The following is a 13,859-nucleotide window of genomic DNA, read 5'->3' as shown; positions in this document are numbered from 1 at the left end:
ACACGCTGTCCGCCCTTCGGGGTGCAGCGTTGTGGCTCGGCGCACCCACGGTGCGCAACCCACGGTAGTCCCGGAGACGGGCCGCCTCAACGGCTCAAGCCATTCTGTCTAGTGAAGGTGCCGCGGACGGCGGCCGCCGCCGTGGCCGCCGCCGCCGGCGCCCCCGGTGCCGCCGCGCGGGCGCTTGCCGATCTCGAGCGAATTGACCAGCGCGTCGAAGCGCTCGCCGAAGAGCTTGTCGATCTCGGCCACCACGCCGCCGAGTTCGGCGCCATCGAAGTGGCGCTCCATGAGGTTCACCACGTCTTCGACCAGCAGGTCGCGCTGCACCTGCATGATCGCGGCCGGGTTCGGACCGACGAACAGCATCAGGAAATCGTCGCGCGACTCTTCGTCGGGATCGCCCTCTTCCTCGTCGAAGTCGGTGTCGTAGAAGGTGACCTCGAGCGCGGCGCCCTGCTCGGACAGCTCGTTGAGCGCCATGCACATCTCGTCGAGCGCCTGGCGGAAGTCTTCGTCGCCGGCCACGGTCCAGCAGATCTGGAGCATGTGCTCTTTCTGCTCGAAGCGGATGCCCGGTTCTTCTTCGTAGACGCTGGTGGCGCCATCGGCCAGCGACTTGGCGCCGGCGTACTTCCAGAGCGGCGCGAGCGCTTCCTGGATCTGCTCGAAGCTCACGTCGGAACGCAGCGGCACGTCGCCGTGCACATGGATTTCGAACGGAGCGTTGTAGCGAGGCATGTCTTGCTCCCTTGTAATGTGGTGGTGCCCGGAACCGGGGTCGAACCGGTATGCCCCTTATTCAGGAAGCGGCGGATTTTAAGTCCGATGTGTCTACCAATTTCACCATCCGGGCTTCCGGTCGAACAACGACGATACCGCAAACGAACGCAGCCCCGGCAACGTGGGTTGGCGGGGCTGCACTTTGGGTACCGATGTCGGTGGAGGCGCGACCCGGAGTCGAACCGGGCTAGACGGATTTGCAATCCGTTGCATAACCGCTTTGCTATCGCGCCACGCTTTTTCAGTCTTGCGGCTCCGAACGCGCGTCGAACGCGTCGAAGCCGCGAGGGGCCAGCTTTTCGGGGATTCCAGCCTGCAGAACCTGCCGCGAGGCTTTTCTCCCGGAAAGCCTACGATTCTACAACACGCCAGTCCCGCCTCGGCGACACATCTTGGCGAAACGGCTCCGGCAGCGGGCAACGCCATGGTTCGTCGCCGCGATCAGGTCGCGCACGAGGTGATGTACGAGGGTGACCGCGCGCATCGGCCGCGTGGCGGGTCGAAGCGAGCACTCGCCGGATTCAACGACTCGATCACGCCAATGAAGTCGGGTATACCCTTTAATTCAATTGGAAAAACAATTCCTTGATTCAAATCAAGAATTTCAAGCCTGAGAAATGCATCAGCCCGTAAAAATAGAATGGATGGTTAGCATGACATCCGGGTCGTTGAAATACCCCGGAGCAGCGATCTTTCACAACCATTCATCCGGCGGATCTACTTCAAGGAGTCAATATGCCCGTCCTTTTCACCCGTATCGGAATCCCCCATCCCGGCCAGCAAACGGAAGCCCTGAAATTCGCCAAAGCCCGCAAGGAAGCAGTCAACAAGCTCTACTCCCTGAACGCAGAAGTCTACGTCCGCTTTGGCGGTCCGGTGGGCCAGATCGTCATGGTGGAGAGCTTCGAAAGCTTGGCGGAAGTCGAAAAAATGAAGACCGCGGCGATCAGGGATTCCATCGACAACAAGATTCCAATGGCTCCGCCCGGCGTTTTTCAGACCGTGGAAGAGCACGCCTGGATGACAGTTTGACGTGATGCGATAGAGAACCAGAAACACAAGGTATTTTTTCGGCAGCTCAATTCATTTTTGAGCTGCCGATTTTTTTACCATCAGGCAGAAGGGAGGCAAGAATGAAATCGAACAAATCGAGGTGGCACGGCGTATTCACGCTGTTTGCGATCGTCATCATCGCTTACATCGACAGAATCAATATTTCGATTCTCATCGCCGACAGGGACTTTCTCTCGCACATGGGGATCGTGGCCTCCGATCGCGCAGCCCAGGGTCTCTTGGCGACCGCCTTCATGATCGGCTATGGCTCGGCAGCGTTCTTCCTGACGCCGTTCTGCGAGGCCTTGTTCGGCGTGCGACGCAGCCTGATCTACGGCCTCCTGCTCTGGGGATCCGTCACCCTGGCAACACCATTTTTCGACAGCTACGGCGCTCTCCTGCTGTCGCGGGTCTTCCTGGGACTCAGCGAAGGACCCTTGTTCGCATTGGCATCGTCGTACATCAAGTCGTACTACGACGCCCAGGAAAACGGAAAACCGAACGCCATCCTGAACACAGGCACCGGCATTGGCCTGGCACTCGGCTATCCATTGATCAGCGCGCTGGTGGTCGGTATCCATTGGCAGGCCTCGTTCGTGGTGCTTGGCCTGGTCAACATCCTCATCGGAATTCCCCTGGTATTGGCTTTCATCAGCATGCCGGTCGCGCCGGACGGGGCGCCGGCCAAGCCCACTTTCACCCAGGCCTGCGCCAAGGTGCCCACCATGATCCATGGCGCGCTCCAGACGCGCAATATCCTGTTGATGGCCGCGATCGCCACCATGACGCTGGCCTATCTGTGGGGGAGCGGCAGCTGGCTGCCCTCCTACCTCAAGGAGGCGCGCGGTTTCTCATTCAGCGAGATGGGACCGCTGGCATCCTTGCCGCAGTGGGCATCGGTCGTCTCGATCCTGCTGAGCGGCGTGTTGCTGGACCGCATCGAGCGGCGCAACGTGCCAATGCTGTTCAGCGCATCGGCGCTGCTGGTGGCGCTCTCGATCTATCTCGCCATCAACGCCGAGGACAGACTCGTGGCGGTCGGTTTTCTGACCGCGGCCAATTTCTTCTGGGGCCTGAGCTACCCCGGCGTCCTGGCGCTGATCCAGTACTTTTCCAAGCCCGAGTACACCGCAAGTTCCTGCGGTGTGGCCTTGGGCTGCGCAGGCCTGGTTTCGGGCCTGATGCCGCTCTTGATGGGATGGGCCATCGCCCTGGCGTCCGAAGGCGGCGACGCCAAGGCCGGATTCTTCGTCGGGTTCGCGCTATTGATCGGGACGCAAGTCGTGATCGTTGCGTGCAGCGCGGTCATCTGGCTGCGCGAGCGCACATTCTTCCAGGCAGCGGCCATCCGGGCTTGACGGCCCGAACGGGTCGACCCCGACACGCAAGCACGAGCCGCCTCACAGCAGTTTGTGCTTGCGCTTGCCAGCGACACCCTTCATGTTTTCGCTCGATACATATTGGCAGAGCCGATCCACGCTCAAGATCGTGATCCTGCTGCCATCGAGTTCGATCAACCCCTGGCTGCAGAACTCCCGGAAGTAGCGAGACAGTGTTTCGGGCTTCAAGTTCAACTGTGCGGCCATCAGGTGTTTGTGCAAGAACAATTGCACGTTCCTGGTCTCGATGCTGCGCGGCGGGATGAGGCGCAACAGATAGGTCGCCAATCTCGCGGCAGGCGGCTGCAACAGGAAGTCGTCAATGTCATCCACCATCAGATGCAGGCGGTAGGCCAGATTGGCCAGCATGCGCATGGCCAGTCGGCCATCGGATTGCAAAAGCTCGGTCACGACATCTTTGGGGACATAGACGAGGCCTGAGTCCTCCACCGCGATGCCGGTGGTGTAGTGCGCCAATTCCTGCAGCATGGTCGCGTCGCCAAAGCTGTTTCCCATGCCAGCAATCTGGATCGGCTTCTCAAGTCCTTGGCTCGAAAACAAGGACAACCGGATGCGGCCATAGGACACCAGATAGAACCCATCGCAAACGTCGCCCTTGCGATAGACGATGTCTCGCTTCAAGACTCGCATCACGCGCGCCGCCTTCGCGATCTTCTCGACCAGCGCGGCATCCAAGCCTTGAAAAAGCGGCAGATTCTCGATGAGTCCTATGGTGTGCGCGAACTTCATTGCCGGATGCTCCTGAATTTCGGGTGAATTTCCAGCCTGTATCCGCTGCGATGCAGTCGACGGGCGCGCAGGAAGCCATTCGGGGTTGAATACCGTCGTTGGCCTCAAGGGGCGAAGCTACGTAAAACGCCTTGCTGTATCCATAGGAGCGGTCTCGATTTGGCGAAGAAGGGTCCGTCGGGGAGGCACTTCCTGTCGGGCCGTCGCTGCGCATCGCGTGCAAGGGAACGAGCACCGCCAAGCGAGCGGTCGTGCGCGAAGATCGAAGGGGGAGGGTCGTGGCCGCCACGGGATGGCGCCGCACAAATGAAAAAAGAGGCCGAAGCCTCTTTTTTTTTGACTCATGGCGCGCCGTGGACGGCCATGAAACTTGAATTGGAGCGGGAAAAGAGTCTCGAACTCTCGACCTCAACCTTGGCAAGGTTGCGCTCTACCAACTGAGCTATTCCCGCGTTTCGAGCCTCGAATTATATAGCATTTTTTCGGGGCTCCGCAACTCCCGAAGCTCAATGCTTCACCGATCCTTCGGCCGGCGCCGCCGCGCGTTGCTTGGCGAGCTCGGCCACCGCGGCCGCGGACGCAGCGACCTCTTCGTCGGACAGCGGCGTCGGCATCTTCTCGAGCGCGATCTCGAGCACCTTGTCGATCCACTTGACGGGCACGATCTCGAGGCCGTTCTTCACGTTCTCGGGAATGTCCTGCAGGTCCTTGGCGTTCTCCTCGGGGATCAGCACGGTCTTGATGCCGCCGCGCAGTGCCGCCAGCAGCTTTTCCTTCAGGCCGCCGATCGCCGTGACCTCGCCGCGCAGCGTGATCTCGCCGGTCATGGCGACGTCGCCGCGCACCGGGATGCCGGTCAGCGCCGACACGAAGGCGGTGGTCATCGCCGCGCCCGCGCTCGGGCCGTCCTTGGGCGTCGCGCCATCGGGCACGTGGATGTGGATGTCGCGCTTCTCGAACACCTCGTCCTTGATGCCGAGCCGGCGGGCACGGCTGCGTACCACGGTACGCGCCGCTTCCACCGATTCCTTCATGACGTCGCCCAGCGATCCGGTGCGGCTGATCACGCCCTTGCCGGGCATCGTCACCGCCTCGATCGTCAGCAGATCGCCGCCGACCTCGGTCCAGGCCAGGCCGACCACCTGGCCGACCTGGTTCTGCTTCTCGGCCAGGCCGAAGCTGTACTTGCGCACGCCCAGGAAGTCGTTGAGGTTGGCGCCGGTGACCAGCACCTTGGGCTCCATCTTCTTGAGCAGCAGGCCCTTGACCACCTTGCGGCAGATCTTCGACAGCTCGCGCTCGAGCGAACGCACGCCAGCCTCGCGGGTGTAGTAGCGCACGATGTCGCGCACCGCTTCCTCGTTGATCAGCAGCTCGTCTTCCTTCACGCCGTTGTTCTTCATCTGCTTGGGCAGCAGGTACTTCAGCGCGATGTGGGTCTTCTCGTCCTCGGTGTAGCCCGCCAGGCGGATCACTTCCATCCGGTCCAGCAACGCCGGCGGGATGTTCATCGAGTTCGAGGTGGCGACGAACATCACGTCGGAGAGGTCGAAGTCGACCTCGACGTAGTGGTCGCCGAAGGTGTGGTTCTGTTCCGGATCGAGCACTTCGAGCAGCGCGCTCGACGGATCGCCGCGGAAGTCGGTACCGAGCTTGTCGATCTCGTCGAGCAGGAACAGCGGGTTGCGCGTGCCGACCTTGTTGAGGCTCTGCAGCACCTTGCCCGGCAGTGCGCCGATGTAGGTGCGGCGATGGCCGCGGATCTCGGCCTCGTCGCGCATGCCGCCCAGCGCCATGCGGGTGTACTTGCGGCCGGTCGCCTTCGCGATCGACTGCCCGAGCGAGGTCTTGCCGACCCCCGGAGGGCCGACCAGGCACAGGATCGGCGCCTTCACCTTGTCGACGCGCTGCTGCACCGCGAGATATTCCAGGATACGGTCCTTGACCTTCTCCAGCCCGTAGTGGTCTTCGTTGAGCACCGCCTCGGCATTGGCGAGGTCGTGCTTGATCTTGGTCTTCTTGCTCCAGGGCAGGCCGATCAGCACGTCGATGTAGTTGCGCACCACCGTGGCCTCGGCCGACATCGGCGACATCAGCTTGAGCTTCTTGAGTTCGCCCTCGGCCTTCTTGAGCGCTTCCTTGGGCATCTTGGCGAGCTTGATCTTCTTCTCGATCTCCTCGATGTCCGCGCCCTCCTCGCCTTCGCCGAGCTCCTTCTGGATCGCCTTGACCTGCTCGTTGAGGTAGAAGTCGCGCTGGTTCTTCTCCATCTGGCGCTTCACGCGGCCGCGGATCTTCTTGTCGACGTTGAGGATGTCGACTTCGCGCTCGAGCTGGCCGAACAGGTTCTCGAGCCGGGCCTTGATGTCGTCCAGGTCGAGCACCGCCTGCTTGTTGTCGAGCTTGAGCGGCAGGTGGGCGGCGATGGTGTCGGCCAGCCGGCCCGGATCGTCGATGCTCGAGATCGAGGTCAGGATCTCGGGCGGGATCTTCTTGTTGAGCTTCACGTACTGGTCGAACTGCTGCATCACCGCGCGGCGCAGCGCCTCGATCTCGGTTCCCTTCTGGGTCGCGGCCTCGGCCACTTCGACCGGGGTCACGTTGGCCGAGAAATGGGTCTCGCCGTCGTCGATGCGGTTCACGCGGGCACGCTGCTGGCCCTCGACCAGCACTTTCACCGTGCCGTCGGGCAGCTTGAGCATCTGGAGGATGGTCGAAATGCAGCCGACCTCGAACATGTCCTCGACCGAGGGCTCGTCCTTTGCGGCGGCCTTCTGCGCCACCAGCATGATGCGGCGCTCGGCCTCCATCGCCAGCTCGAGCGCCTTGATGCTCTTGGGCCGGCCGACGAACAGCGGGATGACCATGTGGGGAAACACGACCACGTCGCGCAGCGGCAGCAGCGGGAGGTCGAGCTCGGTGGCAGGCAGGGGGGTATGACCGGACATGGGAATCCTTTACTTGATCATGGAAAGATGGTCGGCCGCGCGCACTTTTCAAGTGCGCGGGCACGGTCTTCGTCGAAGACGCCGGACGCCTCGCGGGAAAGGGCCGTCCGGAGCTGCATTCAGGCCTTCTTGGCCGCCTCGCGATAGACCAAGAGCGGCGGCTTGTTCTCGTCGATCGTGGATTCTTCGACCACTACCTTGTCGACATTGGTCGCGTTCGGCAGCTCGAACATGGTGTCGATCAGCGACTGCTCGAGGATCGAGCGCAGGCCGCGGGCACCGGTCTTGCGGGCCAGCGCCTTGCGGGCGATCGCCTTCAGCGCCGCCGGACGGATCTCGAGGTCGACGCCTTCCATTTGCAGCAGCTTGGTGAACTGCTTGACGACCGCGTTCTTGGGCTCGGTCAGGATCTGCACCAGCGCGTCCTCGCTGAGCTCGGCCAGCGACGCCACGACCGGCATCCGGCCGACCAGTTCAGGGATCAGGCCGAACTTGATCAGGTCCTCGGGCTCGACCTCGCGGAACACCTCGGTGAGGCTTCGCTGCTGCTTGCTCTTGACTGAGGCGCCGAAGCCAATGCCAGAGGCCTCGGTGCGGTTCTCGATGACCTTCTCGAGCCCGGCGAAGGCGCCGCCGCAGATGAACAGGATGTTGGTCGTGTCGATCTGCAGGAAGTCCTGGTTCGGGTGCTTGCGCCCGCCCTGCGGCGGCACGCTGGCCATGGTGCCTTCGATCAGCTTCAGCAGCGCCTGCTGCACGCCCTCGCCCGAGACGTCGCGGGTGATCGAGGGGTTGTCCGACTTGCGCGAGATCTTGTCGATCTCGTCGATGTAGACGATGCCGCGCTGGGCCCGCTCGACCTCGTAGTTGCAGCTCTGCAGCAGCTTCTGGATGATGTTCTCGACGTCTTCACCGACGTAGCCGGCCTCGGTCAGGGTGGTGGCGTCGGCCATCACGAAGGGCACATCGAGCATGCGCGCGAGCGTCTGGGCGAGCAGCGTCTTGCCGGAGCCGGTCGGACCGATCAGCAGGATGTTGCTCTTGCTGAGCTCGACGTCGTCACCCTTGGACTTCTCCTTGTGGCGCAACCGCTTGTAGTGGTTGTAGACCGCCACCGCGAGCATCCGCTTGGCGGGCTCCTGGCCGATCACGTAGTTGTCGAGGTTGGCCTTGATCTCGAGCGGCGTCGGCAGGTCGTTGCGCGCCTCGCGCGACTCGTCACCCGCGGGCAGTTCGTCGCGGATGATCTCGTTGCACAGATCGATGCACTCGTCGCAGATGAAGACCGACGGACCGGCGATCAGCTTCTTGACCTCGTGCTGACTCTTCCCGCAGAACGAGCAGTAAAGCGTTTTTTCGCTGGAGGAGCCTTTTTTCTCGGCCATGGGCAGATGCCTCGTAACAGGGGTTTAACAATGATAGCGAAGATGAAAGCCCACAAGCCCGTCGGTGACCTGAAGAAAAACGGCGCTTTCCCCTATGGAAAACGCCGTTGTTGCTCGCGCGCCTCGGCGCGGGGGCTTTTTTTCAGCTGCGCTTGGCGATGACCTGGTCGATCAGGCCGTATTCCTTGGACTCGTCGGCCGTCAGGAAGTAGTCGCGCTCGGTGTCGCGGGCGATCTTCTCGAACGACTGGCCGGTGCGGTCGGCCAGGATGCGGTTCATCTGCTCGCGGGTCTTGAGGATGTCGCGGGCATGGATCTCGATGTCCGTGGCCTGGCCGCGGGCGCCGCCGAGCACCTGGTGGATCATGATCTTGGAGTTGGGCAGCGAAAAACGCTTGCCCTTCTCGCCGGCCGCCAGCAGGAAGGCGCCCATGCTGGCCGCGAAGCCGATGCACAGGGTCGAGACGTCGGGCTTGATGAACTGCATGGTGTCGTAGATCGCCATGCCGGCGCTGACGCTTCCGCCCGGGGAGTTGATGTAGAACGAGATGTCCTTGTCGGGGTTCTCGCTTTCGAGGAACAGCAGCTGCGCCACCACCAGGTTGGCGGTCTGGTCGTTGACTTCGCCGACCAGGAAGATCACGCGCTCCTTGAGCAGGCGCGAATAGATGTCGTAGGAACGCTCGCCGCGGCCCGATTGCTCGATGACCATCGGAACCATGCCGAGGCCTTGAATGTCCTGTGCGCTCATGTGTGCTCTCCAGAGGGGTTTTATACGGTACCCAGACGACATGGGGCCCGTGCCGCAAAGCACAAGCCCCAGGGCGCGGTGGCCGGCAGGATCAACCCTGCTGGGCCATCAGTTCGTCGAAGGACACCGACTTGGCATTGACCTTGGCCTTGCCGAGCACGAAGTCCGTGACGTTGTTCTCGATCACCACCGCTTCGACTTCGGCCAGGCGGCGGTTGTCGCTGAAGTACCAGCGCACCACGTCGGCCGGCTTCTCGTAGCTGGCGGCCAGCTCGTCGATGTGGGCCTTGATCTGCTCGGGCTTGGCCTGGAGGTTGTTGGCGCGAACCAGTTCGGCCACCACCAGGCCCAGGCGCACGCGGCGCTCGGCTTGCGGGCGGAACACGTCGTCGGGGATCGGCGCCTTGTCGGCGTCCTTGATGCCGCGCTGCTTGAGCTCGGCGCGGGCGCCTTCGACCATGCGGTCGACTTCGGCCTGCACGCTGGAGTTGGGCAGGTCGAGTTCGGCGTTGGCGATCAGGGCGTCCATGACGGCGTTCTTGTTGCGCGCCAGCAGGCGGAACTTGACCTCGCGCTCGAGGTTGCGCTTGATGTCGGCGCGCAGGCCCTCGACCGTGGCGTCGGCGATGCCGAGCGACTTGGCCAGCTGTTCGTTGACTTCGGGCAGGTGCGAGGCTTCGATCTTCTTCACGGTGACCATGAAGTCGGCCTGCTTGCCGGCCACGTCCTTGCCGTGGTAGTCGGCCGGGAACGAGAGCGGGAAGGTGCGGCTGTCGCCGGACTTGAGGCCGCGCACCGCGTCTTCGAATTCCTTCAGCATCTGGCCTTCGCCCACGATGAACTGGAAGTCCTCGGCCTTGCCGCCCTGGAAGGTCTCGCCGTCGATCTTGCCTTCGAAGTCGACCGTCACGCGGTCGCCATCGGCCACCGTGGCGTCCTGCGCGCGCTGGGCGAAGGTGCGGCGCTGCTTGCGCAGGATGTCGAGGGTCTTGTCGATCGCTTCGTCGCCCACTTCGGCGTCGAGTTTCTCGACTTCGGCGCCCGACAGGTCGTTGATCTTGACGTCGGGGAAGACTTCGAACACCGCGTCGAAGGCGAGTTGGCCTTCGGGCGACTCTTCCTTCTCGGTGATGCGCGGCTGGCCGGCGACGCGCAGCTTGGCTTCGTTGGCGGCCTGCGAGAAGGCCTCGCCGACCTTGTCGTTCATGACTTCGTAGTGGACCGAATAGCCGTAACGCTGGGCGACGACGTTCATCGGAACCTTGCCGGGACGGAAACCGTCCATCTTGACGGTGCGGGCCAGCTTCTTGAGGCGCGAATCGACCTCGGACTGGATGGTGCCGACCGGCAAGGTCAGCGTGATCTTGCGTTCGAGCTTCTCGAGGGTTTCAACGTTCACGGTCATTTCAGTCTTCCTTTTGAGGGGTCTTTTTTGCTGGTGCGCGGGGCCGGACTCGAACCGGCACGTTCTTGCGAACGTCAGGACCTAAACCTGGTGCGTCTACCAATTTCGCCACCCGCGCAATTCCAGTTTTTCAGGTGAATACCGAGAAAGGCTCAGCTCAGACGTGCCGCGCTTCCGGTAAATGGCGGCGGGTGGGCTTGCGCGCCACCCGCCTGAAATCGGTCAACCGCGTATTTTAAACGCTAACCGGAGCGATTCCTGACGCCACCGGCGTCTCGCGCTTGACGCGGAAGCAGGCTGCGTACATCGCCGGCAACGCCAGCAGGGTCAGCACGGTGGCGACGATCAGGCCGCCCATGATCGCGACCGCCATCGGGCCCCAGAACACGCTGCGCGACAGCGGGATCATGGCCAGCACCGCCGCCGCGGCGGTCAGCACGATCGGCCGCAGCCGCCGCACCGCCGATTCGACGATCGCGTCCCAGGCCGGCACGCCGGCGGCGCGGTCGCTCTCGATCTGGTCGATCAGGATCACCGCATTGCGCTGGATCATGCCCATCAGCGCGATCACGCCCAGCAGCGCCACGAAGCCGAAGGGCCGGTTCAGGGCCAGCAGCGCGCCGGCCACGCCGACGATGCCGAGCGGCCCGGTGATGAACACCAGCAGCGAGCGGCTGAAGCTGTGCAGCTGCAGCATCAGCAGGGTGAACACCAGGAACAGCATGATCGGCACGCCGGCGACGATCGAGGCCGAGCCCTTGCTGCTCTCCTCGACCGCGCCCGCGACGTCGATGCGGTAGGCGCCCTGGCCGTCGGCGGCCCATTTCGCCTCGAGCGCGCGCAGCTGGGGCAGCAGTTCGTTGGTGACGGTCGCGCCCTGCATGCCTTCGACGATGTCACCCTGGACGGTGATCGCGTAGTCGCGGTTCCAGCGCCACATCACGCCCGGCTCCCAGCTGAACACCGGCTTGGCGATCTGGGTCAGCGGGATCGAGCGGCCCGAGCTGGTCGGCAGGTAGGCATTGCCGATGTCCGAGATCGCCTCGCGCTCGTCCGGCGACTGGCGCAGCACGATGTCGATCAGCAGGTCGTTCTCGCGAAACTGGCCGACCGTGGTGCCGCTGAACATGGTGCGCGACGCCTGCGCGATCGCCTGGCTGGTGACGCCGAGCGCGCGCGCCTTGTCCTGGTCGACCTCGAGGCGGATCACCTTGACCGATTCGTTCCAGTTGTCGTTGACGCCGCGCATGTGGGCGTTCTCGCGCATCACGGCCTTGACCTCGTCGGCCCGCACCCGCAGCTGGGCCGGGTCGGCGCCGACGACGCGGAACTGCACCGGGTAGGGCACCGGCGGGCCGTTGGGCAGCAGCTTGACGCGGCCTCGGGCCTCGGGGAATTCCTGCGCCAGCACCGCCGGCAGCCTGAGCCGCAGCTTCTCGCGCCAATGCAGGTCCTTGGACAACAGCAGCAACTGCGACACGTTGGTCTGCTGGAACACCTGGTCGAGCGGCAGGTAGAAGCGCGGCACGCCCGAGCCGATCCAGCTGGTGACGGTGTCGACGCCCTCCTCTTCCTTCATCCGCTGCTCGACCCGCTTGACCACTTCCTCGTTGGCGGCGAACGACGTGCCCTCGGGGAACCAGAGCTCGACCAGGATCTCGGGCCGGCTGGAATCGGGGAAGAACTGCTGCTGGACCTTGCCCATGCCGACGATGCCCAACGCGAACACGAGCACGGTGGCGCCGATGGTGAGCCAGCGGTGCTCGACGCACCAGTTCACCGACTTGCGGAAGGCGTTGTAGAACGGCGTGTCGAACAGCTCGTGCGGCGGCGCGTCGGGGTCGTGCGGCTTGACCTTGAGCAGCAAGGTGCCCAGGTAGGGCACGAAATACACCGAGACGAACCAGCTCAGGACCAGCGCGATCACGGTGACCGCGAAGATCGCGAAGGTGTATTCGCCGGTGACCGATTTCGCCAGCCCGATAGGCAGGAAGCCGGCCGCGGTGATCAGCGTGCCGGTCAGCATCGGCTTGGCCGTGACGTCGTAGGCGAAGGTGGCGGCGCGGACCTTGTCGTAGCCCTCCTCCATCTTGCGCACCATCATCTCGACCGCGATGATCGCGTCGTCGACCAAGAGGCCGAGCGCGATGATCAGCGAGCCCAGCGATATCTTGTGCAGCCCGATGCCGAAGTAGTTCATTGCCAGGAAGGTGACGGCCAGCACCAGCGGGATCGTGATCGCGACCACCAGCCCGGGCCGGATGTCGATATACCAGCCGAAGCGCCCGCCCTTGTGCAGGCCGAGGGCGACGAAGCTCACCGCCAGCACGATCGCCACCGCCTCGATCAGCACGTGCACGAATTCGTTGACCGAGCGCGACACCGACACCGGCTGGTCCTGCACCTGCACCAGCTTGACGCCCAGCGGCAGCCGCTTGTCGATCTCCGTGGTGGCGCCGCGCAGCGCCTTGCCGAGCGCGATGATGTCGCCGCCCTTGGCCATCGAGACGCCGAGCGCGATCACCTCGCGGCCCTCGTGGCGCACCTTGATCGCCGGCGGGTCGATGTAGCCGCGGCGGATCTCGGCGATGTCGCCGAGCCGCAGGTGGTTGCCGGAGCTGCCGCGGATCGGCATGGCGCGCAGCTGGTCGACGCTGATGAACTGGCCCGCCACCCGGACCTGCACCACGTCCTGCGGCGCCTGGATCGTGCCGGCGCTCTCGACCGCGTTCTGCGACCCGATCTGGGCCAGCACCGCATTGAAATCCAGGCCCAGCTGGGCAATGCGCTTCTGCGAGACCTCGATGAAGATCTTCTCGTCCTGGACGCCGAACTGCTCGACCTTGGCCACGTCCTTGACCCGCAGCAGCCGCTGGCGCACGTCGTCCGCGAAGGTCTTGAGTTCGGCGTAGCTGAAGCCGTCGCTCTCGAGCGCGTAGATCACGCCGTACACATCGCCGAAGTCGTCGTTGAAGAACGGGCCCTGGACGCCCGCGGGCAGCGTCTGGCGCATGTCGGAAATCTTCTTGCGCACCGTGTACCAGACGTTGGCGACGTCGCCGGCCTTCGACGAATCCTTGATCTCGAAGATGATCTGCGACTCGCCAGGCTTGGAATAGCTGCGGATCTTGTCGGCGTACGGCGCCTCCTGCAGCGTGCGTTCGAGCTTGTCGGTGACCTGCTCGGCGACCTGCTGCGCGGTGGCGCCGGGCCAGTAGGTGCGCACCACCATCGCCCGGAAGGTGAATGGCGGGTCTTCGTCCTGGCCGAGCTGGAAATAGGACGCGAAGCCCAGCAGCATCAGCACCAGCATCAGGTAGCGGGTGAGAGCCGCGTGCTCGAGGGCCCATTTCGAAAGGTTGAATCCGGCCTTGCCGGCGTCGGCGTTCTGCTGCGCGCTCATCG

The 13,859-nt window shown here is 63.6% G+C and carries 9 protein-coding genes and 4 tRNA genes; 2 read left to right on the top strand and 11 right to left on the bottom strand.

From position 1 onward, the window contains the following. Window positions 1–108 precede the first annotated feature (108 nt). The 3 genes from QZH52_RS16335 to QZH52_RS16325 all read right to left on the bottom strand — a co-directional run bounded on the left by QZH52_RS16335 (window position 109) and on the right by QZH52_RS16325 (window position 1,016). A complete protein-coding gene (locus QZH52_RS16335) occupies window positions 109–741 on the bottom strand; it encodes a DUF6806 family protein (protein WP_301810869.1) in 633 nt (210 codons plus the stop codon). A gap of 22 nt (window positions 742–763) precedes the next feature. After that, window positions 764–856 (bottom strand) — tRNA-Leu (locus QZH52_RS16330). Window positions 857–942: 86 nt separating this feature from the next. Beyond that, window positions 943–1,016, bottom strand: a tRNA-Cys gene (locus QZH52_RS16325). A gap of 502 nt (window positions 1,017–1,518) precedes the next feature. On the opposite strand from QZH52_RS16325, the gene QZH52_RS16320 reads away from it, so the two are divergent. After that, window positions 1,519–1,815 carry a hypothetical protein gene (locus tag QZH52_RS16320; protein WP_286531628.1) on the top strand — a complete coding sequence of 99 codons (297 nt, stop codon included), beginning with the start codon at window positions 1,519–1,521 and terminating at the stop codon, window positions 1,813–1,815. A gap of 101 nt (window positions 1,816–1,916) precedes the next feature. Continuing rightward, a complete protein-coding gene (locus QZH52_RS16315) occupies window positions 1,917–3,194 on the top strand; it encodes an MFS transporter (protein WP_301810868.1) in 1,278 nt (425 codons plus the stop codon). A 42-nt stretch (window positions 3,195–3,236) separates the two neighbouring features. Here the strand turns inward: QZH52_RS16315 and QZH52_RS16310 are convergent, their stop codons facing one another. The 8 genes from QZH52_RS16310 to QZH52_RS16275 all read right to left on the bottom strand — a co-directional run bounded on the left by QZH52_RS16310 (window position 3,237) and on the right by QZH52_RS16275 (window position 13,857). Further along, window positions 3,237–3,965: a Crp/Fnr family transcriptional regulator gene (locus QZH52_RS16310; RefSeq protein ID WP_301810867.1), complete on the bottom strand. Its 729-nt coding sequence runs from the start codon at window positions 3,963–3,965 to the stop codon at window positions 3,237–3,239. Window positions 3,966–4,341: 376 nt separating this feature from the next. Next, window positions 4,342–4,417, bottom strand: a tRNA-Gly gene (locus QZH52_RS16305). A 54-nt stretch (window positions 4,418–4,471) separates the two neighbouring features. Then, window positions 4,472–6,913 carry an endopeptidase La gene (lon, locus tag QZH52_RS16300; protein WP_301810866.1) on the bottom strand — a complete coding sequence of 814 codons (2,442 nt, stop codon included), beginning with the start codon at window positions 6,911–6,913 and terminating at the stop codon, window positions 4,472–4,474. A 119-nt stretch (window positions 6,914–7,032) separates the two neighbouring features. Continuing rightward, window positions 7,033–8,298, bottom strand: coding sequence for an ATP-dependent Clp protease ATP-binding subunit ClpX (gene clpX, locus QZH52_RS16295; RefSeq protein WP_286531626.1), 1,266 nt, complete (start codon window positions 8,296–8,298; stop codon window positions 7,033–7,035). A 142-nt stretch (window positions 8,299–8,440) separates the two neighbouring features. Continuing rightward, complete coding sequence (gene clpP, locus QZH52_RS16290) at window positions 8,441–9,049, bottom strand: ATP-dependent Clp endopeptidase proteolytic subunit ClpP (RefSeq protein ID WP_286504210.1); 609 nt, start codon at window positions 9,047–9,049, stop codon at window positions 8,441–8,443. Between the two features lie 91 nt (window positions 9,050–9,140). Continuing rightward, a complete protein-coding gene (gene tig / locus QZH52_RS16285) occupies window positions 9,141–10,454 on the bottom strand; it encodes a trigger factor (protein WP_286531625.1) in 1,314 nt (437 codons plus the stop codon). A 31-nt stretch (window positions 10,455–10,485) separates the two neighbouring features. Next, window positions 10,486–10,572: transfer RNA gene (locus QZH52_RS16280), tRNA-Leu, on the bottom strand. Window positions 10,573–10,689: 117 nt separating this feature from the next. After that, on the bottom strand, window positions 10,690–13,857 hold the full coding sequence (locus QZH52_RS16275) for an efflux RND transporter permease subunit (protein WP_301810861.1): 3,168 nt from the start codon (window positions 13,855–13,857) through the stop codon (window positions 10,690–10,692). Window positions 13,858–13,859 lie beyond the last annotated feature (2 nt).

It is taken from the genome of Variovorax ginsengisoli (assembly GCF_030486595.1).
GTDB classification, from domain to species: domain Bacteria; phylum Pseudomonadota; class Gammaproteobacteria; order Burkholderiales; family Burkholderiaceae_C; genus Variovorax; species Variovorax ginsengisoli_B.
This window is presented reverse-complemented; position numbering and strand designations above follow the sequence as displayed.